Source organism: Nocardia sp. NPDC006982 (assembly GCF_042869435.1).
GTDB lineage: Bacteria > Actinomycetota > Actinomycetes > Mycobacteriales > Mycobacteriaceae > Nocardia.
The window spans coordinates 55,559-76,893 of record NZ_JBIAFV010000027.1 but is presented as its reverse complement, the minus strand read 5'-3'; the positions used below and the strand labels follow the sequence as shown (position 1 = coordinate 76,893).

The 21,335-nt window shown below is 64.9% G+C and carries 19 protein-coding genes; 18 read left to right on the top strand and 1 reads right to left on the bottom strand.

The window, feature by feature from the left end; translation table 11 throughout:
- The first annotated feature begins 1,445 nt into the window (after positions 1–1,445).
- Positions 1,446–1,610 (top strand): hypothetical protein, encoded by a 165-nt coding sequence (locus ACFYOW_RS45670; protein WP_387297775.1) that lies wholly within the window; start codon positions 1,446–1,448, stop codon positions 1,608–1,610.
- Positions 1,611–1,849: 239 nt separating this feature from the next.
- On the opposite strand, the gene ACFYOW_RS45665 is transcribed toward ACFYOW_RS45670, so the two are convergent.
- Complete coding sequence (locus ACFYOW_RS45665; protein ID WP_387297773.1) at positions 1,850–2,599, bottom strand: helix-turn-helix transcriptional regulator; 750 nt, start codon at positions 2,597–2,599, stop codon at positions 1,850–1,852.
- Positions 2,600–3,397: 798 nt separating this feature from the next.
- Between ACFYOW_RS45665 and ACFYOW_RS45660 the strand changes: the two genes are divergently transcribed.
- The 17 genes from ACFYOW_RS45660 (at position 3,398) to ACFYOW_RS45580 (ending at position 21,330) form a co-directional block, all read left to right on the top strand.
- Positions 3,398–4,165, top strand: coding sequence for a helix-turn-helix domain-containing protein (locus ACFYOW_RS45660; protein ID WP_387297771.1), 768 nt, complete (start codon positions 3,398–3,400; stop codon positions 4,163–4,165).
- 196 nt (positions 4,166–4,361) lie between these two features.
- On the top strand, positions 4,362–5,726 hold the full coding sequence (locus ACFYOW_RS45655) for a cytochrome P450 (RefSeq protein WP_387297769.1): 1,365 nt from the start codon (positions 4,362–4,364) through the stop codon (positions 5,724–5,726).
- 115 nt (positions 5,727–5,841) lie between these two features.
- Positions 5,842–6,198: a hypothetical protein gene (locus ACFYOW_RS45650; protein WP_387297767.1), complete on the top strand. Its 357-nt coding sequence runs from the start codon at positions 5,842–5,844 to the stop codon at positions 6,196–6,198.
- Positions 6,199–7,277: 1,079 nt separating this feature from the next.
- The gene (locus ACFYOW_RS45645; protein WP_387297765.1) at positions 7,278–7,853 is read left to right on the top strand and encodes a hypothetical protein; all 576 of its coding nucleotides are present in this window, start codon (positions 7,278–7,280) and stop codon (positions 7,851–7,853) included.
- 8 nt (positions 7,854–7,861) lie between these two features.
- Positions 7,862–9,088, top strand: coding sequence for a cutinase family protein (locus ACFYOW_RS45640; protein WP_387297763.1), 1,227 nt, complete (start codon positions 7,862–7,864; stop codon positions 9,086–9,088).
- Positions 9,085–10,239, top strand: coding sequence for a lipase family protein (locus ACFYOW_RS45635; protein ID WP_387297761.1), 1,155 nt, complete (start codon positions 9,085–9,087; stop codon positions 10,237–10,239). The genes ACFYOW_RS45640 and ACFYOW_RS45635 overlap by 4 nt, the downstream gene beginning before the upstream one ends.
- Before the next feature lie 375 nt (positions 10,240–10,614).
- Positions 10,615–12,099 carry a cutinase family protein gene (locus tag ACFYOW_RS45630; protein ID WP_387297759.1) on the top strand — a complete coding sequence of 495 codons (1,485 nt, stop codon included), beginning with the start codon at positions 10,615–10,617 and terminating at the stop codon, positions 12,097–12,099.
- A 127-nt stretch (positions 12,100–12,226) separates the two neighbouring features.
- Positions 12,227–12,949 (top strand): hypothetical protein, encoded by a 723-nt coding sequence (locus ACFYOW_RS45625; protein ID WP_387297757.1) that lies wholly within the window; start codon positions 12,227–12,229, stop codon positions 12,947–12,949.
- On the top strand, positions 12,949–13,614 hold the full coding sequence (locus tag ACFYOW_RS45620; protein ID WP_387297755.1) for a hypothetical protein: 666 nt from the start codon (positions 12,949–12,951) through the stop codon (positions 13,612–13,614). Before ACFYOW_RS45625 ends, ACFYOW_RS45620 begins: the two co-directional genes overlap by 1 nt.
- Complete coding sequence (locus ACFYOW_RS45615; RefSeq protein WP_387297753.1) at positions 13,611–13,910, top strand: hypothetical protein; 300 nt, start codon at positions 13,611–13,613, stop codon at positions 13,908–13,910. Before ACFYOW_RS45620 ends, ACFYOW_RS45615 begins: the two co-directional genes overlap by 4 nt.
- A 138-nt stretch (positions 13,911–14,048) precedes the next feature.
- On the top strand, positions 14,049–14,957 hold the full coding sequence (locus ACFYOW_RS45610) for an alpha/beta fold hydrolase (RefSeq protein ID WP_387297751.1): 909 nt from the start codon (positions 14,049–14,051) through the stop codon (positions 14,955–14,957).
- Positions 14,954–15,187 (top strand): hypothetical protein, encoded by a 234-nt coding sequence (locus ACFYOW_RS45605; protein ID WP_387297749.1) that lies wholly within the window; start codon positions 14,954–14,956, stop codon positions 15,185–15,187. The genes ACFYOW_RS45610 and ACFYOW_RS45605 overlap by 4 nt, the downstream gene beginning before the upstream one ends.
- 17 nt (positions 15,188–15,204) lie before the next feature.
- Positions 15,205–15,849, top strand: coding sequence for a hypothetical protein (locus ACFYOW_RS45600; protein ID WP_387297747.1), 645 nt, complete (start codon positions 15,205–15,207; stop codon positions 15,847–15,849).
- Between the two features lie 15 nt (positions 15,850–15,864).
- The gene (locus ACFYOW_RS45595) at positions 15,865–16,671 is read left to right on the top strand and encodes a hypothetical protein (protein WP_387297745.1); all 807 of its coding nucleotides are present in this window, start codon (positions 15,865–15,867) and stop codon (positions 16,669–16,671) included.
- Positions 16,668–18,140 (top strand): hypothetical protein, encoded by a 1,473-nt coding sequence (locus tag ACFYOW_RS45590; protein WP_387297743.1) that lies wholly within the window; start codon positions 16,668–16,670, stop codon positions 18,138–18,140. Before ACFYOW_RS45595 ends, ACFYOW_RS45590 begins: the two co-directional genes overlap by 4 nt.
- Positions 18,137–19,609 carry an SCO6880 family protein gene (locus ACFYOW_RS45585; protein WP_387297741.1) on the top strand — a complete coding sequence of 491 codons (1,473 nt, stop codon included), beginning with the start codon at positions 18,137–18,139 and terminating at the stop codon, positions 19,607–19,609. The genes ACFYOW_RS45590 and ACFYOW_RS45585 overlap by 4 nt, the downstream gene beginning before the upstream one ends.
- Entirely contained in the window at positions 19,606–21,330 is a 1,725-nt protein-coding gene (locus ACFYOW_RS45580) for a hypothetical protein (protein ID WP_387297738.1), read from the top strand. Before ACFYOW_RS45585 ends, ACFYOW_RS45580 begins: the two co-directional genes overlap by 4 nt.
- The last annotated feature ends 5 nt before the right edge of the window (positions 21,331–21,335 follow it).

The window sequence follows — 21,335 nt, the reverse complement described above, 5'->3', positions numbered from 1 at the left end:
GCCAACTTCGATCTTCTTCGCCGCCGTGTGCTCCTGGTCGATTAGCACGCCGTCATCGAAAGTGTGCCAGAGCCACCCGCAACTGGCCATTGACAAATTGAATGCTGTTTAGTCTTATTGCCCTGTTGATTTGCGCCAGCAACCATTGGAATGCTGATCTCTAGAGGAGATCTGGGCAACGCCGATGCGGGGGCGGTGGCTCGATCCGTCCGCGGCGTAAGGGCACGCTGGCGGCGTATCGGGACGGGCTTGGACATCTCATCGAGACAGCGGTGGCGCACTGCGCTTCGAGCCGGTTCAGCGGAGCGCCCTAAGTGCCGCGAGTCTCAGGACGAGGGATGCGGAACTGGGCGACGACTTCGCCGATTGCCGGAATGGGGACAGCGACCGTGACGAGATCGGCGAGGGCGATACCCATTCTGCGCGAGCAGCAGTTTGGCGGCGGCCACCGTCTCTGCGCTCGCCGACGGCTGGAGAGATGTCGTCGTGGGCGCACGGCCCGACCAGCCGCACACTAGCCGCGGGATTGGTTTCTCGAAGCGAATCCGAAGCGAATCGCCGTTATCTGTCAACTTTGGATGTATCTTGGCTTCGGTGCGACGGATCGAAGCGATGCGACGCAACGCCTTTAGATACATTGGAGCTTCTAGATCCATGACCTAAAGGAGTGGAGCGGCCGCCGCCTGCTAGCAGCGACCGCTCCGGTCAGGTAGTGCGCGACCAGCGTCCTTACTTCAGCGAGAACAGGAGCACATTAGCTCCTGCAATCAGCGTCAGTATCGGCACTAGCACTGGCCCGGACCAACGCAAGGTGAACTCGACGGTCAAGTTGCTGACCGTCGAGTCGCTTGCATTCCTCCGACCTGCCCGTTTGGGCATCGGCTCTCCTTCCTCAATAAGTGACGGCGTTCTGTGCCAGAACAGTCCCGCCACGTGCCGAAGAAGGCACAGCGCGACCAGCGTAGCCATGAATCCGGCTGCCCTACAGGAGATTCGACGCATTCGCTTTCGATTCGCCTGCCCACCAGCGCATTCCCAGACGACAATTGCTGCGGTAATCATCGAAACAGTCATGAATGAAACAATGGAATTGTGGTCGTGGTAGAGCCAGGCGAGCAGTCGCCGCTCCGCTTGGCCGACGCAGCTGCACGTCGCGAGGAAGCGCTGGAATTGTTCCTCGCAGGCAAGACGTACAGGCCATCGCGGACGCCTCGACTACTGCGTCTGCGGAACGGCGCATGACCTGGCCCGTGATTTCGGTCCGGTGGACCGATTCACGGGTCCCGTCACGCACCGATCCGCGCAAACCGCGCTCGAGTAATCCGCCGAACGCCGCGAGTACGGCGCCGCAGGCAGCCCGACCATCCGCGAAGGCGTATGGGATTGGTTCTCACCGGCCGGCGCCCCGGATGCCCGCGTGGTCATCCTCATGCACCGCTGGCATCATGACGACCCGGCGGGCAGGCCGCTCGGCCGCGAGGGGCCGCACCGAGGTAGGTGGACGGCGGCGGGTTCTGCACCTACTGCTCACTATGGCGCCGAACCCAGCGCACGGCATCTCCCCCGACCCGCTCGGTCGTGAGCCGGGCGACCCGCTGCAGCATCCGTAGATCCCCGCCGTGACCGGCGCGGTGGCGGGTGTGGGGTGTCGGAGGTGCGCGTCGGCGTGTTCGTGTGTGATAAGCCGTTCGGCGTCGAGGGTCGCAGTCCTATGGATGAGGTTGGTCAGTGGCGCAGGACGGCGCAGGCTGCCGTTTGGCGGTCTGCACCGTCCTCGGTTGCTTGGTACGTCTGGTTGAACGAACTTCGTGTAGAAGATGAAAAGTGTTTGTGACCAATACTTTCCGGGCTACCGGAGCGGTGGTCCGGAGTAGGGGCGTCGGAAGCCGCACGATAAGAAGATGTCTTGGGTTCCGAAGTGATCGGAGGTTTGGATGCTGAGGGAGAAGGGTTCACCGGTGGTGGGGTCTCGCCAGTGGAACAGTTCGGTTGGGGGGCGGCCGTAGGCGACGTCGATGTTGTCGCGCCAGAGCCGGTTGACCTCGCTGCTTTTTCGGAGCTGTTCGAGTAGGTGTTGTGCTCGGGGGGCGTTGCGGTGTCGGCCGAGTACGGCCTTGGCGGTAGCGACGATATGAGGTGCTACGTGTTCCCAGTCGACGATGATTTCTTGCGCGGTGGGAGTGAAGAACCAGCTCAGGATGTTTCCGCCGGCTGCGTTCAGTCCGGGAAAGGCGTGCACTGCTGATGGGTTGGCGGCCAGGACATGCCAGGTGTAGTCGATGTATGCGGCGAGCAGGCCGTTGTGTTCGTGGTAGTCGAGTAGCTCGAGTTGTCCGGAGGTGATGAGACGGGCTCGCAGTTCGTCCAGTGGTGCGAGATCTATTGCGGGTTCCCATAGTTCGCGCAGGTGTCGGGCCTGCATGTCGTTGAGTTCGTAGCCGATGACGAGTCCGTCGACGACCTCACGTTCGGGTGGGTAGCGCTTGGTTTCGATCTGTGTGAGGTAGGAGGCGCTGATGCCGATGAGCGGGGCGGCTTTGTCCCGGCTCAGATGTTGGCGTGTGCGTAGCTCCCATATCCATTCGAAGAAGTCCGGCATCTGTGCCAGCTGCGACCGAGGCCTGCGTCGTCGGCGTAGGCGGCGGTCCGGACCACGTCCTTGGTTGTGACTTTCCATGTAGAAGTCCCCTCCCTTTTGGTGTCTTCCGCTGTAAGACTGCGCTCGAATATTGCGAAGAGTTGCCCCCGAGACGAACCCTCGCGGATCGCGCCGCACGCGACGCGGTACGCGCCGAGGTCGACAGTCGCACTTACGCCATCAAAACCTCGAAATTGGTTGCGGCGCTACCCTTTCAAGGGACAACGTTTTTGCCAGTCAAATTCTTTGCCCATACTCTGGACCATCCTGACCAGCGCGGATCGCGGTAATTGGCAATAGCCTTGTCCATCGGACATTTCGACCGCGCGGCTGCTTCGCCCTTTAAGCCGATGCCCACCCGTGGTGACCATGCCAGCGTATCGGCCCTAAACGGGGTAGGAGAAGAAGATCACGCAATGGCGCAACAACGGACCGCCCGAGGCTGGTGTCCGGAGGCTGCCCGACGGTGAGACTCTTATCGATCGCGGACCCGCTGGAAGAGTCGGAGTGTGGACCGGTGAAGCAACCTTTTCGCAATCGTACGAAGGCCTTACGCGTTTGCCGGATTGATCTAGGTCTGATAGGACAGAAGCAGCTTGGGGGAGTCTGCGGTGACCATCCCTCGCCTTCCTGTGATGGCGAGGGAAATATCTCTGGCAGCGATGACAAGACGGGGAGGACGACAACGTGAGCTCGACTCCTGCAAGACGAGCGCTGACTCAGCGGCGTGGCCGCGCCCAGACATCTGACAAGGCCGAGATGCCTAACCTCGGTGACTGGTTGCGCAAGGTGCGCGAGCACCGGCGCCACACTCGAAAGTCCGCCGAGCTACGTACCGGGGTCAGCGACTCCTACATCAAACAGATCGAGAACAGCAAGGTCGTGCCACTTCGAGGTGTGCTCGACCAGCTCATCATCGGCTACCGGCTCGACGAGATGCAAGCCCGCTTCACTCGGGAACTAGCCGAGCCGCCCGTCGAGCTAACGCCGATCGAGGAGCTGCGCGAACGCGTGAGCACTCCGGACCGCCTTGCCGCACTGAAGTTCTTCGACCAGGTCGGCATCATCTGCGTATTCACCGATCCTTTGTGGAATGTCCTTGTCGGCAACCAGAACTTCTACCGGGCAGAACCCGACATCGTAGCCGCAGGCAACAACGTCGCACTGTGGCATTTCCGGCCCGGTGTGGCCAGATCGCCCGCCAAAGACGTTGCCCTGCAATGGGACTACGAGGCAACCGGCCTCATCGCAATGGTCCGTGCGGGACTCGGTCGCTACCGCGAATCTCCCCAGTCCATCGACTTGCTCGAGCGACTTCGCGCCAGCGACGAGTTCAATGATCGCTGGCAGGGCGGAATCCAGGTCACATATGGACGTGAGCCCGACGATCTGTGTCACATGGTAGATCCGGTAACCAAAGAGCCATTCTCGGTGTCGGTTCAGGTCAGTGAACTCCCCGGCCCTGACCGCGACATCCTCATCCATCAGGCGATGCGACGACCCTACGCTGGTCCACCGCTGTCCTGATCGGGCGCCGGCGGAGCTATAGGTGACACGGGAGCAGGCGCAACGCATGACCCTCACCGTCCAAGCAGCCAACGGTCATTTGGGATGTTATGAACATCCCGATGTTGGTAGCATCCTGAACGATTGTTCTGCTCGCGGGCGAATGCAGCGCTGCGATCACCTGGGGAGTAGTCAGCTGATGAAGGGGGACCCCCGTATGAACGTGGAAAAGTCAGATCTCGACCGCATCCCTGCCGCCCCGGGTGGACTGCCGTTGATCGGACATGGGGTGAAGCTGATGCGAAACCCTCTCGCGCTTCTCTCGGCGCTGCCCGAGCACGGTCCGATGTGCCGAATCCAGCTCGCGGCGGACACCGTCGTTTTCGTCTCCGATCCGGACCTGACATCGCAGGTCCTCGCTGACGACAAGCTCTACGACAAAGGTGGGCCCTTCTATGCCCGGGCCCGAGAGATCGCCGGCGACGGACTCGGCAGCTGCCCACACGGCAAGCACCGTCGACAGCGCCGCCTGTGCCAGCCCGCGTTCCGCTCAGACCGGCTCCCGTCGTATGTCGAAAGCATGACCCGCTCGATCGAGACCACGGTCCAGGGATGGCACGACGGCCAGCTAATCGACCTGGGCGTCGACCTGTCAGCCATGACCTTCCGGATTGCGACCGATACCATGTTCTCAACATCGCTGTCCGACAAGCAAATTCGCCAATTCGCCACAGATCTGAGCACGATCGCCCACGGACTTTTCCGGCGAACAGCACTACCCCCCATCATCAATCGCCTACCCACCCCCGACAATCGGCGCTACGACGCCACCACCCGACGCGTCCGGCAACTCGCGGCATCGGTCATTGCGGAACGACGCGCCGAACAAAAAGACCGCGGCGATCTCTTGTCGGCATTGCTGGAAGCCCGCGATGAACAGGACGGAGCACAGTTCACCGACTCCGAGCTGATCGACCAGGTATTCACATTCTTCTTGGGCGGCGCCGAAACCACCGCAGGCTGCCTCACCTGGGCGTTGTACCTGCTCGACCGGAACCGCGACGTACAGCAGCAGTTACACGAAGAGGTCGACTCAGTTCTCGGTGGCCGCACAGCGACCCGAGACGATCTACCCTCGCTCCCACTCACCAACAGGGTTATCACCGAAACCCTTCGGCTGTACCCGCCCACCTGGATGGTGACTCGACAGGTCACAGCGGATACCGAATTGGGCGACATACAGCTTCCGGCCGGGACAAAGGTCGCGATCAGCCCGTACGTGATTCATCGCAGCGACCGGATATATGAGGATCCGAGCGCGTTCCGCCCCGACCGTTGGATGCACACCAACCCGCATCACAACCGCAAGACCTACATCCCGTTCGGTCTCGGTGCGCGCGGATGCATCGGCGAGCAGTTCGGGTTGATCGAAACCGCGCTCGCATTAGCGACAATCACCGGTCGGTGGCGACTGTCCTCGCCGACGCAGCGGCCGATCTCGATGTCGATGACGCAGGTACCAGTGCCAGACGGTGTGCAGATGCGAGTGACCACAAGACAAGTCCCCGCACTCGTCGAGTGACCAACGACACCTGTTCGCCGAAAAGCTGTTCTACACCAACGAGGACAGGGCACGGCGATGGAAATACTACGACCTAGATCCATACAAGAACCGGCCGCAGGTGGACCGTGACTCGGTGCACCAATGCTCGTGGACCTACGACGCAGAAGGCAACCGTTGCTGGACCGCCGACCGTCGGGCCAGGGAGGTCTTCGCCGCCGCCGAAACGCTTGCCGACGCAGCGGCCGCGACCGGTACAGCCTGGTCCTCAATGGTCGGTCACTGGTTCAAAACCCAATCGAAGCGGCGGCCGGACGCGATGAAAACCACCACCGGGCTGACCGAGGCCCTGACCGACTTCCGGGTCATCGAAACTCCACAGGATCTGACGCTGTTCGGCGGAACCGGTGCTGTCGCAGTGGATCCGTTGGTGTGCTCGGATCCTCTGTCCATCATCGCCACCTACGACGAAACCTGTTTGCCTGCAACCTGATCGGCTGACGAAAGAGCGCACACCGATACGGGCGGTGAGAGTCGCACGGAGTTGAACCGCCCCTGTCCTCCACGACTCGACATGTCGAATCACGATCGGAGGAGAACAACACCATCACGGACGCGGTGCTCGCGCTCGTGGCTACACGACGCCGCAGACGTGGACTCGCCCCGACGCCATCGTGAGCTGCCGAGATGGTGTGCGATCGGTATCCATCACTTCCGGCTGGTAGTGGCAATGTCGTCTTCGCCGCACGATAGCGCGACGTTGTCTCCCGAGCGGCTGGGCGTGCTGCGCGGGGAATCAAGAAATGGCCATGTTCGGTCGTGGTGGGAAGAAATATCTTTGACAACAGCATTGTTAAATGGCGGGGTTTGCGCTGCTAGATCGACTAGCGAATTGCGCAATTCTGTTGTATAGGATGATCTTGTTGGTAAAAAGTCTGGATTCGCAACGGGTTTCGCGGTTTGGATAGGGAGGCAATCTCAACCGCATCGAAGGGAAAATCCGTGGATCCGTTTGTTGTTCTATCGTGGGTGAACATCGGCTTGTCGGTGTTGTCGAACGGTTTGTCGCTCGCGGCTCAAGCGCTGTCTCTGATCGTGCCGTTCCTCTGATAATTCTGCCCTGAAGAGGGCCTCCTTGCCGGGGACACCATGGTGGGAGGCCCTGCGGGGCCGCGGTGAGCGCATTCTTCGACTTTCCTATTCCGCCTTCGTGTAGAAGGGCTATTTGGCGTGCCGAAATATCGAAATACAACACATCGCGCAGCACCGCGCGAGAATCCCGGTGCGAACCGCACGCATCCCGTTCATGGCAGTCCTGTTCGAGTGGGGCGTGGCAGGCGGATCGCGTTGGCGAGCGCGATTCCGGTGGTAGTGGTCTTGGTCTGCAGTGGTGTTGCGTCAGCGGCGATCTCGGCCGATCCGATCGCGGATCAGCCGGGGGTAACCGGCCCTGAACAGCCTGGCACTACCGCACCCGCCCCACCGCCTCCCAGTCCTGCGGCGCCGGAACCCCCACCCCAGGCGTACTACGAGCAACCCCCAGAAGTACGCAACGAAGCACCCAGCCGGCCCGTGCCCTCACCCGCGCCGGTCGCGCCGGTTGAGTTGGGTGAGCTGCATCTGCCCGAACCGGTGCCCCCGGTCGCGCCGATCGAGCCGCCTCCCAACGCGATTCGGGTTGGGCAATTCGAAACCCCGTCACCGGATTGGCTGCCAGCGGAGATCCGAGACTGCATCAACGACACCGCCGCTGGCGCCGAAGCCCAAGTGGCGCAAGCGTTGGATTCGATCGGGCTCCCACCGGGCCGCTCGGACCGGGTCAGTGGCGCGACGACAGCGGGTGCAGTGCTGGGCGGCGCGGCCGGCGCCGTGATCGCGGGTGCTCCGACCGCTGCCGTAGGGGCGGTCGTGGGTGGTCTTGTCGGCGGCACCATCGGCGGGATCGCCGGGGCCGCAGTGGGAACGGTGATCGAGGTCCCGGTGATCGGGACCGTCACCTCCGGTATCGCGGGAACAGCGATCGGTGCCGCGATCGGTGCCCTGGCGGGAGCGGCCATCGCCGGAGTCCCGGTCGCCGCGGTGGGAGCAGCGGTCGCCGGAACCATCGGTGCCGGGTTCGGTGCGGGCGTGGGAGTGGGTCAGCCGTGATAAATTCCATGACTCGACGTGTCCGCGCCACCATGATCGCGCTGGCGGTATCGGCGGCATCCGCGCTCACTACCGCGGCGGGCAGTGCCCAGGCGGTGCCGATCGGACCGGGCTGCCCCGCCTTGTATGTCCTGGGTGTCCAGGGAACCGGTCAGTCCTCACCGGCAGCGGACCCCGTAGCCGACACCGGTGTGCTCGGCACGATGTTGGCGCCGGTCACTGCCGCTGCTCCGGGACTGGTGCAACACAGCTACATCGCCTACGGTGCCGGATTCGGCGGCATCGTGCCCGGTGGCGGAGCCGACCCATACGCGGCGTCGGTGTCCGACGCGCACAACCAACTCGCCACTGCGGCAGCGCAAGTGATCGAGCAGTGCCCTGGCACGCTGATCGCTGGTGTCGCCTATTCCCAAGGTGCACAAGCCCTTGCGCAGTTCGCCCAGGAAGTAGGGGCAGGGGTTGGTTCGGTACCGGCGGACAAGATCGCCGCGATCGCCCTGTATTCCAATCCGATCCGCGTCGAGGGCAGCCCAACCTTTCCGGGACGAATAGGGCAAACCGTTCCCGACCCGGCACCGGGTACCAGCGGAGCCGCTGTGTCGGGTGTCCAGGTCATCAGTGCCGCGGCCGGCGGTAGCGGAATCGCGAGCACCGGTGCGGGTTATGGCGCGCTCGAAGGCCGTGTCGCCGATGTTTGTGTCGACGGTGATCTGGCGTGCTCGGCACCGGATCATGCGGCGCTGCTGCGCCTCGGTGCGGAGATCGCCGCGCAAGCGAACCTGGCAGACCCGATCTCGTCTGTCGCATCGCTCAACGCGCTGCTGTCGGAAGCGCTCGGGGACGCCTGGACCACTGTCATCAACAACGACATCCAGGTCGGCGGCGGCAACGTCGACTACGCCCCACAACAATCCCTGTCGGCCCGGCTGATCGACGCTGCCGACCCGCGCATGCCAGCGCCGACTCCAGAAGATGCTGGTGCGGCGGCGGCGCGCTGGAACGAGATCACCGCCACCATCGTCGGCAACCCGGTGGGGGTGTTGCCCAAGGTCGTCGGGCAACTCGGTGCCGCATGGGGGCAGCTGCTCGCCGACAACGCCGCCCTGGCCAACCCCGGTGTCTGGCTGCATTTCGCCGACACCGTTGCCCGCCACAACGGCTACGCCGCGACCGGCCAACTGACCTCGGGCACCGCGTGGCTCATCGCACTCGCACACGACATCGGGAGCCGATGATGACCGAACCTCTCGCCGACGACGAGTTCTACACCGCGACACCGATCAAGCCCTCCAGCCCACGCGGGCGGGTCCTGCGAGCGCGGGAAGTCGCTGTCCCGCAACTGCATTCGATCGCGCACGCGTGGCAGATCGTCTACGTCTCGAGCGATTCCTACGGCGAGCTGATCCCGGCTTCGGGCATCGTCATCGTCCCCGACATCGCCACCCATGTGGGTGTAGGACCCATCCTCGGATACTGTCCGGTGTTCCGTGGGCTCGGTGGCCGGTGCGCACCGTCCCAGCTGTTAGCCGACGGGGCCGAACCCGAAGCCGACTACCTCGCGATGGCGTTGGATCGCGGCTGGACCGTCGCGGTCGCCGATGGTCGCGGACTCGGCATCACAGGGCTGGGACCACACACATTCCTGGCCGGTCGCTGCGCCGGGCAAACCATCCTCGACCTCGCCCGCGCCACACAGCGACTACCCGGCTTGAACGACGACACCACGCCGATCGCTTTGTGGGGATACGCCGACGGCGGCCGAAACGCCTTATGGGCCACGGAAATCCAGCACGAATACGCACCCGATCTCGACCTGCGCGGTGTCGCCGCCGGCGCTGTGGTCGCGGATCCGGGGGAACTGGTCGCCGAGATCGATGACGGACCATTCGCGGGTCTCGGGCTGGCCGGGCTGGTCGGGTTGGCCCGTGCTTATGCGCACCTGCCGATGCTGCACATCCTCACCACTGAAGGCCACCTCGCCGTCGCCGACATCGAAAACCTCGACGCAACAACGATTCTCGCGCGATACCGGCAGCCGTTGGGACGTTGGTGCGAGCGGGCTGACCCGTGGGGGGACCCGATGTGGCGATATGTGCTGGCTCGTGAACGCTGCGCACAGCAACCGCCCCACATCCCGGTGCACCTCTATCACGGCACACAAGACACCCTCATCCCCGTCGAATCGGCGCGGCGACTGTTCAGCGACTATCGCGGTTTGGGTGTGGATCTGAACTGGCGTGAACACCCGGTCGATCACATGCAAGCCGCCATCGACGGAGCCGGTGAGGCCATCGCTCGCCTGGCGGACTACCTGCAGCGCATCCCATCGAGGTCCATCCGGACGACGCCATCGACATCACCGACAACGACGCCCCCGGACTCCTGAAACCCCTCCGGGAAACCCTGCCCGCGCCCATTGCACCCCTCGCCAGCGGCGCGGGCAGGCGCAAAGAACAGCTAAGCGAGGCCAAACAGTATGCGCCACAACGACCGCCGCGAACATTTCCACCTCGGCAAACAGGACAGCACGACCCCGGGGCCGCGAGGACCCCGACAGCGGCACTGGAGCGGTCCGGTGCACGGGAGCGGTCGGAACCGGCGGCGCCACCACGCCGACCCACCCGCCTGAAACACGACTCATCGCACTGCAACTCAGGACTGAAAAGAAGACACCATGCGCACCAGCACAATTCGGGACACACATGCGAGACGAACGTCAGCGCCGAACCACACACTCACGGCGATCGTCGCGGCATCGACGATGGTCGCGAGCATCGTTGCGAGCGGGTCTGCGTCAGCCCAGTCGCCGAGTTCGGATGCCCCGCTGGATACGACCTGTCCCGCGCTGTATGCGCTCGGCGTCCAAGGACCTGAGGAGAGCTCACCGGATGCCCCCTCGACCACCGACACCGGAGCGCTCGGAGGGTTGTTCGCGCCGATGCTCAGCGCAGCACAGGGTTCGGCGCAACGCGCTTACATCCCCTACGGCACCGGTGAGGACGGGACAGAGCAACCCTACGACCAGGCTGTCGCGACCGCGTCGGCGCGGCTCGAGGACACCGCCGCCGAGATCGCGCGCCGCTGCCCAACCACCAAGATCGCTGTTGCTGGCTACGCCCAAGGCGCTGCGGCGGTCGCGGCGTTCGCCAAACGGGTCGGCACCAGCACCGCCAAGATAGGCGCGGACCAGGTCGCGGGCATCGCGTTGCTGGCCAACCCCGCTCGCGCCACCGACACCGCGGTACTGCCGGGGCTCGCGGGTGCCACCACACCTACGGCCGTGCCTGGCACCACGGGATCTGATGTGTCGAAGATCGCCTTCACCGATACCGTTGCCGGGGGCTCCGGTATCGCTCGAACCGCCGAGACATCAGCGAGTTTCGGCTCTCTGACCGGACGCGTCGCTGATTTCTGTGTTGCCGGTGACATCACCTGCGCGGCCCCTTCCGAAGGGCCGTTGGCGACGACGGTCGCCAACATCGCCGCGCAATCGGATCTGCGTGACCCGGTCGCGGCGATCTCCACGATCGCCCAGGCCCTCGCCGCGACGGTTTACAAGACCGCTGTCGGCGTGGTCAACGAAGACGTCCAAGGCAACAGCCTCGATCAGTTGTCCTACGAGCCGAGCAAGTCGATCAGCCAGCGCCTGGCCGAAGCCTCCAACCCCGCAACGCCACTGCCCGGACCCGACCAGGCCCTCGCCGCACTGATGCGGATCGGCACCATCGCGTTCAACGCGGTCACCACCGTGGCACAGACGGTGTTCACCCCGACGGCGATCACTGAACTCGCCACCGTCGGTATGACCGACCCGTTGGCCGCGATCGCCACCATCGGCACCAAACTCGCCGCCGCCGTGGTCGAACTCGTCCCACCACAGACCGGGATCCGGCTGATCAACCAAGCCTTCGACGCGATCACCACCAACGTCACCGACAACACCCAGCTCTACGACATCGCCAGCTCGACCCAGTACAGCGACACATCCGGGCGCCACGGTTCTTACTCCAGTACCCCGGTCGCCCCGACCGGGCAATCGCCTATAGCGACTGCTGCGGCATGGTTCGCCGCCGCTGCCCGTGACATCGCCGCTATCACCGCGTCCGCGACACCGGCACCAGCCACACCCCCCGCTGTGACAACCACGACCGCCCACACCACGACACCAGCTGTGCCGACAACGACTGCGCTACCGGCCACTTCGACGGTGACCACAAGCCCGGCAGGCACAACGCCCGCCCCATGACCCCTTCGGGGGAAGACGCGGACAGCTCGCACCTACTTCAGAGCTGATCCGTGAGTCAGTCCCCAGCGGCTTCCCCCGAAGGGCCCACCCGCACTCCGACAGAAGCACCAAGGAGGTGAAACCCCACATGGCAACCGAGTCCGGCACCGACATCCGCACTGACGACGCGCACGGTTGGGGATGGCTCGACAACAACAGCGCGGTCGAACTACCCGTCATCGGTTCGCGCACAACACCATCCGATCACCCCGGCAACGACGAGTGGGACTGGCTGAACAACCAACCGCCCCCGCACGCCGGCACCCTCGAGCCCGACGCTGAAACGGGTCGATCGCACGGACTCCCATCAAAGGCATGGGCTGCCCTCGGCGTAGCGGCGCTCGCCGCGGTGAGCCTGGTCGTCGCCGGGAGCTTTGCGGCCAGAGATGAACACCCACAGACCGCGGCACCGACCATGACTGTCGCGTCACCAACCTCCGCACTGTCGCCTCGCGCATGCCAGGGTCTGACTGCACCCGTGGTGACTGACACCGCTGATGGTCCTGACCCCATGACACGGGCGATCGCCGGATTCGAATACGCCTACTACCAGGGCAACGCTGAGGCCGCACTGCGATTCCTCGCACCGGAAACCGGGATCCTGCCCGAGGCGTTGGCCGCCGGTATCGCCTCCATCCCGAAAGACCCCCGCCACTGCGTCGCGATCACGCCGATCGCGGAAACAACCGCGACGGTGCACCTGGTGGAGCTACACCCAGACAACCAGCGCATCGACTATCTGCAGGTCATCAACGTCCGCATCACCGAGGGCGTGGCGGCCATCATCAACATCCAGAAGCAGGGCACGTGATGACCACTGCAGGCCTGCATTCCCCTGTCAGCGCCCACCGCGATCCGGGCAGCCGATTGGATCCGGGCACGATCGACCCGCCGCCATCGCACCGGTGTGCTCCCATTCGCTCTGCCCCGCTGCCGGTTACCGGCCCACACCCGCCGTTGTTCGCGGTGCTCGGTGCACACGGCGGAGCCGGAACCTCCACCCTGGCACGGTGGTGGGCACCCGCCGCCGACACCGGACTGGCGTGGCCGGCCTCGAACCGCACGACGCAGCGTGTCGTGATCGCGGCGCGACTGTGCCTGCCCGGATTGACCGCAGCCGCCGACCGCCTACGCGAATGGCACGCAGACCTCGCCCCGGACGGCGTCACCGTCATCGGACTCGTGCTAACCCCAGCGCGTCCCGGCCGGGTGCCCGCCTCGGTACGTCGGTACCGCGGCGTCGTCGCCGAGCTGGTGGAGCACATCTATTCGATCGGCTGGCACGACGAACTCATCGGCTGCGAGCTGGCAGAGCTGGCCCAGTACCTGCCGTTCGACCCACCACCGCGACGACGAGCCCACATCACCGACGCGGTGCCCACCGATGTCCACCGCGCAGGAACCGAGATCCTCACACGCCTGGCCGAACGACGGAAAACGACTGGGGCACGACCTGATTCGGAAGCCGAATCATGACCACTGCCTACCTGATTGGTGAAGCGATCAACGTGCTCGCCGACCAAGTCCCGATCACACCAAAAGCGCCGCCCGGCTCAGAAAAGCTGATCAACATCGTCAACTACCTGTCCTGGATCGTCATGCTCGCCGGGGTCGCCGCACTGATCTACGCGGGCGGCAAATTCGGGTGGGAACGATTCCACGGCGGAGCACTGGAATCCCCCAAGATCGTGCTCGGCGCACTCGTCGGCGGAATCATCGCTACCAGCGCCGGAGGGATCATGCAAGCCGTCATCACCGCCGGCGCGGGATGAGAGAAATGCGCCGAATCCATTCTCTCCCAAGGACTCCCGCTGTCATCAGCGCTCATAGCGGGGCCTCATGCAGGCATTGGCCGTCTCACCCGACCAGGGACTTACACCACCAAACCGTTTCGTTTTCGAGGACATGTAATGACTGATCTCCACGATTGCCCACTGAACGTCACCGCCGCCGATGGGTTGCAGCTATCGGTCAGCAGGCTCGGCCGCGCCGACGCACCGGCCACGATCGTCTATGTTCACGGTCTGCTGACCGATGCCAGCTATTGGATGCCGTTGACACAGCATCTGCACCACCAACTCGGCGGTGAGATCGGCCAGATCACCTACGACCAGCGTGGCCACGGCGGCTCCGGATGGCCGACTCGATCCACGGGCACGACACTGCGCCACCTGGCCGATGACCTGGATATCGTATTGGCTCATGCCACAGGTGCAGTGATCCTGGCAGCGCACTCCGCAGGCAGCTTGGTCGCCCACGCCTACGTCAAACACTATCCCGAACGCGCCGCCGCTCTGGCTGGGCTGGTGCTGTTCAACGGTGCCTGCGAGTTCCCCGAGTTCCCCTCTCTGCCACGGCATTTCCTGAAAACTCCGGCACGACTGCGGCGACTACGCCATGGACGGTTCGACCGCATCGCCGCGGTCGGGTATGTGCTGCTGGAACACCGGTTCCGTAGCCTGAGCAAGGGGCTGGGGTCCAAGGCGCCACTGATCGCCGGACAGCGGCGCGGCGATCCGCGGGTGTTAGCCGACCTGCTGCACAGCTACGGTGAGCACTTTCTCGAGCCAGCGACCGCGGTCGCGATGCGGTCGATCCCGTCGTTCGTCCTGTCCGCCGAGCGTGACCGGGTCGTGCCGCCCACACAGTCGATGCGCCTCGCCGACGCGATCTGGGCCGACTACGAAATCGTTCCCGGCGCAGGACATTCCCTGCCACACACCGACCCGCAGACCGCGGGCACCGCGATCCTGCAAGCACTGGAAGTCGCCTACCGCGACGAGAACTCCAAGGATTCGCCGCGAGGCGCGCAGCTATGAGCGCCAAACAACTCCCAGCAGAGGTCACGACTCCACTCACCCAACTACTGGGGTACCTCGCCTGGATCGTGCTGCTGCTGTGTATCGGGCGCGCCGTCTGGCTCGGTGGGCTCCTCGCTATCCGGATCTATCGCGAGGAGTCCATAGAGGGCCTCGTCGGCACCCTGCTGGGCGCAGCCCTTCTCGGATCCGCCAGCGGTCTCGCCGTCGCGATCGTGCCAACCAACTGACCTGACGTGGAGGACTAGTGACCATCCCGAACCGACCAACAGCCACCGCACTACTCGCGCTGGCCTCGACTGCGGCGCTCGGTGTGACGGTGATGACCGGTTGCAGCGTCCACCGCAGCGACACCTCCGCGCCTGCTGAACAAGCACCAGTCGAGGTGCATGCACCCCCGACCAGGCTGCGGTGGACCTCGTTCCAAGGCATGGAACTGCCGGTGGCCGACCAAGGACCGAAATTGGTGAACGGCGCGGTCGCAACCGGTTTCGACTACACCCCAACCGGTGCCGGGCTTGCCGCGATCCACGCGAGTGTGCGCATGTCGGTGGCCACCGACACCCAGTGGCCACTGGTCGGACAGCAGATGCTCGCACCCGGACCCGGCCGCGACGCCTGGGCGCTGACCCGCGCGCAGATCTCGATCACCAGCGAGATCAGCACCGGCGCACCACAAGTCCTGGGCTACCTGATCAGGCACTACACCCCGCAAGCAGCCGATATCGCGATCTACACACGTCAAGCCGATGCGTCGCTGACCCGCAACAACGTGACCGTGCTGTGGCAGTCCGGGGACTGGCGCCTGCTCGTAGAAGCCCAACCAACCACGCCCACGGTCGCCGCAATAGATGCGACACCGGTGGACATGGTCGCCCTATCAGAGCAGTGAGAACGGAAGCGTGCCATGGCATCTCGTCGCCTACTGATCATCGTGCTCGTCGGTATCACCGCCGTCGTAGCCGCAGCCTTCGTGCTAGCCGTCACCGGCACCGACAACACACCCAACCCACAACGACCCAGCGACAACCCGATCGGGCCCACCACACCCAAGCAAGCCACACCGGCTCCCTCCGGGGTGTCGCGTCCGCCGACGATCGACATGTTTGGCAACCGACTCGAGGCCACCGTCCGAGACGAAGGCGTTGCACTCGAACAAGACTCGGCAACACGACCCGATCCCGATCGACTCGACTACCTGACCGCGCCACCAGCACGCATGCAATGGCAACGCGGATGGGGCGGTGCAGCCCTACCGGTCTCCGGCAGCGACGGCCCCGCCGAGGTGACCGCTGGTGTGGCCTCTGGATTCGCTGACACGCCACAAGGTGCCGCACTGGCCGCCTACGACGCACTCGCTCGAGCGTTGGCAGCCCCCGAGGGCGTGTGGCAGCAGATAGTCGCAGACCGATACCTCGGCGGCGGCCAGGCGCTGATCGACAGATTCGCGCGCTCTCGCAAGAACACCCCCGACGCAGCCCGTTACGTGGTCGTCCCCGAGGGATTCCGCATCCTGCCCGGATACCGACCAGATTTCGCGGTCGTCCAGATCGCCTCCAAAGCCATCGGCGGAGTCGCCTACTCCATATGGCCGATGACCTGGACCGACGGTGACTGGCGGGTCCGCGTCCCCGACGACATCGAAACCCTCTGGGCACCAGCCGTTCCCGTCACCTCGCTTGCTGACTTCGCACCTTGGAAGGCCGTGTCATGACCAACGGATCGAGCGTCCTGGAAGCGAAACCGGCTCTACGTGATCCAGGGCATGCCCAGCTGCAGCTGCCGAGTCTTTGCGATATTCCTAGCGGCCCGGGAGCGGTCTGCCAGTTGGGCAAGGCAGGTTCGCAGGCCGCTGGGGATGCCGCAAAGTCGGCTTTCGACGATGTGATCGACACGCTCGTCGACGGTGTGGCGAAGTTTTTGCGGGTCGTGATGACGTGGTGGCTCAACCTGCCGTCCCCGCAGCTGGCGGCCAGTACCGGCGAGCCGGGGCCGGTACTGGGGTCCATCGGCGACTACACCAGCGGTCTTCAAGTGTTGCTGATGACGGGCGGCATCATGTTTGCTGCGGCCCGGCTGGCGATGGCCAAACGTGGCGGCGTGGCGGGTGAGGCCCAGGAGTCGTTCCTGGTATTCGGCAAAGCCGTCTTCGCGAGCATGATGTTCGCCGCCGTCATCACCGCAGGCACACGTGCAGGTGATCAGTTCTCCAAGTGGGTGATCTTCGACGCCACTCGCGGTGACCTGACGAGCGCGGTGTCCAGGTTCGCGGACTTCGACCTGAAGCACAACTCCGGTCTGGGGTCAGGTGCACTGCTCATCCTCGCCGTCCTCGGCACCATCAGCATGCTCGTGCAACTGATGATGCTGGTCGTTCGGCAGGCGCTGCTGATCCTCGTGGTCGCAGCGATCCCGATCGCTGCTGCTGCGGCAGGCACTGGTCCGGGATCGCAGGCCTACAAGAAGATGTTGACCTGGGCGTTGGCGTTCGTGCTGTGGAAACCCGTGGGCGCGTTGGTGTATGCGATCGCATTCACTGCAGCGGGGACGAAAGGTGATGGACAGCAGCAGGATTCGCAACTTGTGCTGCTTGGTTTGCTGCTGTTGTTGATGGTGCCGATCGTGTTGCCCGCGCTGATGCGGCTGATCGCGCCGGCTGTGGCGACGCTCGGTGGCGGGGGAGGTGCCGCAGCGGCGTTGGCTGGTGCCGGGCTGGGGGCGGCGATGTCCTCGGCCGGACGAAGTCGCGGCGAAGCGCGCCCGGTCAGCGAGCGCGAATCCTCGCCCGGTGGCGGCGGCGGTTCCCCATCGCCACCCGATGAGGGCGGTGGCGGGGGACGTCCCATGCCGGACGGCGGAGGCGGGGGCGTGGCTGGTGGCGGCGCTCGAGCCGGTGATGGAGGGGGTGGCGGTGGGGCCTCTGCGGGATCAGGTGGTGCCAGCGCGCCCGCGGAGACATCCGGCGCGAAAGCACCCGGTGGCGGCTCAGAGTCCGCGAGCAGCAGTGGTGCGGCTGGCGCGGGTGCGGCTGGCGCAGGTGTTGCGGGTGCCGCCGTCATGGTCGCCAAGGCAGGGGCTGGCGTTGCGCGCCAGGGTGTTTCGGCGGTCGATGCCACCGCGACTGACGCCGCTGATGGTGGTTTCGATCTGGACGCGCCGGTGTCGGGGGAGGTTCGGCGATGACGACGCGCATGTACGGCAGGTGGGAAAAGCCACGTTCCGCGGGGTTTTTCGGGCTCACCTGGGGTGCGTCGATGTTCGGGCTCGCACTGGTGATCACCGTGATGGTGGGATTCATGCTCACCCGCTCACTGACAGCGGCCGTGGTCCTGGTCGGCGGTGGCGCGCTGGTGTTCATCCCGCTGGTCGTGAGCCGGGGCGGCCGCACCGGGTGGGAATTGATCGTGCTGCGGGCCCAGTTCGCGATGGCAGGTACCCGCGGTGAGCTGGTGTATCGGGCCGGGCGCTTTTCTCGGATCTCCGGGACGGCGAGATTGCCTGGGCTGCTGGCTGATTCGCGGCTCTCGGAGTACGAGACCGCGGGTGGGAAGCGGTTCGCGATGATCCACATCCGCCGCACCGACCATTACACGGTGGTGCTGCGGGTGATCCCGCGCGGCAAGGAACTGGTCGACCAGTCCCAGATCGATGCGTGGGTGCAGGGCTACGGGCAGTTCCTGGCCGCCCAAAGCCGTGGCGGGGAAGTCGTCGCGGTGACCGCAGTGTTGGAGAACGTCGTCGAGACCCGGCTGCGGCAGCGCCGCGAGGTCGCGCGGCTAGTGCGTTCGGACGCCCCGGAATTCGCGAAAGCGGTGATGCGGGAAGCGGCTGCCGATATCGGCGGGGTCGGTGTGCGCATCGAGGCCCGTATCGCGGTGACCTACCGGGCGATCGGCAAAGGCCGCATCCGCCGCGATGATGCCGAACAGGCCCGCGAGATCGGGCAACGCCTGCAAGGGGTTCTGTCGCATCTGGCGCGGGCCGGGTTGCCCGCGACCCCGCTGCACGCGTGGGAAGTGATCGGGCTGGTCCGCACCCGCTATGACCTGGCAGCGCAGCGTGACGTCGAATCCGCGGGGGCGACGATCACGACCACCCAATCGTGGGACACCGCCGGCCCGATCGCACACCAGGATCGGTGGGATCACTACCTGCATGACGGGGCCCGCTCGATCACCTGGGAAATGGACGCCGCCCCGCGCGGTGCGGTCCTGGAATCGGGGTTGGAAGAGTTGCTGCGCCCCCGCGCGGACGTGCCACGCAAACGCGTCGCCATCGTGTACCGGCTGCACTCGGCCGCAGAGGCCACCAAACTCGTCGACTCCGACTTCCGTGACGCTCTCGCGGCTGAACAGACCGAACGTGGAATGGCGTCGGCGTCGGCGTCTTTGCGGGTCGGCAACACCAACGCTGCCCGCCAGGAACAAGCGCGTGGCGCGGGGTTGACCAGATTCGGTGTGTTGATCACGGTCAGTGACCATCTCGAGGCGGACCTGCCCGGCATCGAAGCATCGGTGCAGGGCATGTCGGACGCGTCGCGGCTCGGAGTTCGCCGCTGCTATGGGTCGCAAGCCAGCAGTTTCGCGGCCAGCTTGGGGATCGGGTTGATCTTGCCCGAGCACACTTCCATCTCCAAGGGGGTCTCGGTATGAGCACGAACCGCACGACCAACAGCAACGCTCGCCAGTCCGATCGGCGCCGAAAGACGGTCAATGTCGCCGGTATCCGGGTGCTGACACCGTCAGCGCGCCTCCAGGTCGAAGCGGATGCGGCGCTGCCGGGGTGGCGTGGACGACGTGCCAGGTTGGCGATGTCTGCAGATGATCACCGCCGGGTAAATGCGGCTCGCCGTGTCGAGGATCTCGACCGCGACGGTGGCTTCCAGCGATCGCTGGCCCGGCTGAGCGACCGCGGCTACGCCGGCCTCGGGGGTGGGCGTGCCGCCGTGGTCGCGTCGATGCCGGAATGGCGTTCGACCACCGTGCAGGTCGCCGGGTTGTGGCCGTTCGCGATCGGAGCCAGCGCCCCCATCGTCGGCACGCCGGTCGGCAGCCACTACATCACCGGTGCCCCCGTGCATTTCGATGTGATGTCCTGGTTCCTCCGCGGATATATCACCGCGCCGATCGCTTTCGTGTTGGCACTCAACGGTTTCGGGAAATCCAGCTTGATCCGGCGGATGGTGACCGGCGCGGTCGCGGCCGGGGAGACCGTGCTGTGCATGGGCGACACCAAACCCGACTACCGCGACCTCGTCGAACACCTGGGCGGGCAAGTCATCGACGTCGGCTACGGACACGGGCACCTCAACCCCCTCGATGTCGGCGCGCTCGGAGAGATCATCAACCGGCTGCCCGATCCGGACCAGCGCCGCCAGGTCGCCGCCCGGGTGGAAGCCGGACAAGTCAACATCGTCGCCGGGCTGGTCGAACTCGTACGCGGCAGCCGCGTCGCGGACTACGAAGAAACCCTCCTCGCGGCGGGGCTTCGCGAACTCTATAGTCCCGCAGGCGGATTCACCCCGACCACGCCGCCGGTGTTGTCGGATCTGCTGGCGGTCATCTCCGGTGGTGGGAAACAGTTGCGCCAGTTCGCCGAAGAAGACGACGACCGCAGCTACCGGGCCAGCACCAAAACCTTGCGCCGCTCTCTGCGGGCACTGGTCGAGGGCCCGTTCGGTGCCATCTTCGATGGCCACACCAGCACACCCCTGAACCTGGACAGTCCCGCGATCTGTGTCGATGTCTCCCGTATCCCCGAAGGCGACACCAAACTGCTGGCGGCGGTGCTGATGGTGTGCTGGTCCCAAGGTTTCGGGGCTGTCGCCGCCGCACACGCCCTCGCCGATGCCGGACTGGCCCGCAAACGCACCTACGAAGTCGTGATGGACGAAATCTGGCGCGTTCTCGGGGTCGGTGAGTTCATGGTCGACCGCGTCGATGCACTCACCCGACTCAACCGTGTCCTGGGTACCGGGTTGATCATGTGCAGTCACACCATTAGAGACCTGGCTGCTTTCGATTCTGTTGCCGCAGTATCCAAAGCGCTCGGCTTCTTCGAACGAGCCCGCGCGAAAATCATCGGCCCCGTCGGGCCGGAGGAGATCAACCGTATCCGTGCCGCGGTCGGGATCACCGAAACCGAGAAACTACTGGTCACCTCCTGGGCAGCGCCACGTCCACCCAGCGACGAGGACACCGACACCCGCGAAACCCCACCGGGCACCGGATGCTTCCTGCTCAAAACCGGAGAATCCGGCGAACCCGGAATCGCGTTCCGGCTGACCTTCACACGAACCGAGCGCGAATCCGACATCCACAACACCAACCGTCGCTTCCAGAACATCGGAACCACCCAGGAGGCGGGCAGGTGAACAGT